Annotated in this window: 1 protein-coding gene; it reads right to left on the bottom strand. The window is 61.5% G+C overall.

Translation table 11 applies throughout. The annotated features are described in order from the left end of the window. Positions 1 to 273, bottom strand: a 273-nt coding sequence (locus tag SB756_RS29995) for a divergent polysaccharide deacetylase family protein (RefSeq protein WP_410913226.1), incomplete at both ends; no start/stop codon positions are given.

Below are 273 nucleotides of genomic sequence, written 5' to 3'. Positions count from 1 at the left end.
GTAGCGGCCATTCTTGCCATGCCCAGGCATCGCTTGGTTGCTTCGCAGGGCAATCATCTGGCTGAGCTTGATCAGTTCGATGCCTTGGCCTCTGAGCTGTGGCAGTGCCCGCTCCAGCACATCGAGAGTCTGAGGATAAGGGTGCCCGATCAACACAGCCGAACCCTGCTTGCGCGCCAGGGCGATGCCTTGCTGCAACTGCCCGCTGATGGCCTCGGTAGTGCGCACATCGTCGAGGAACACATCACGCGAAACGTGGGCCAGGCCGATGCG

The organism is Pseudomonas sp. SIMBA_068 (assembly GCF_046534705.1).
GTDB classification, from domain to species: domain Bacteria; phylum Pseudomonadota; class Gammaproteobacteria; order Pseudomonadales; family Pseudomonadaceae; genus Aquipseudomonas; species Aquipseudomonas putida.
This window is presented reverse-complemented; position numbering and strand designations above follow the sequence as displayed.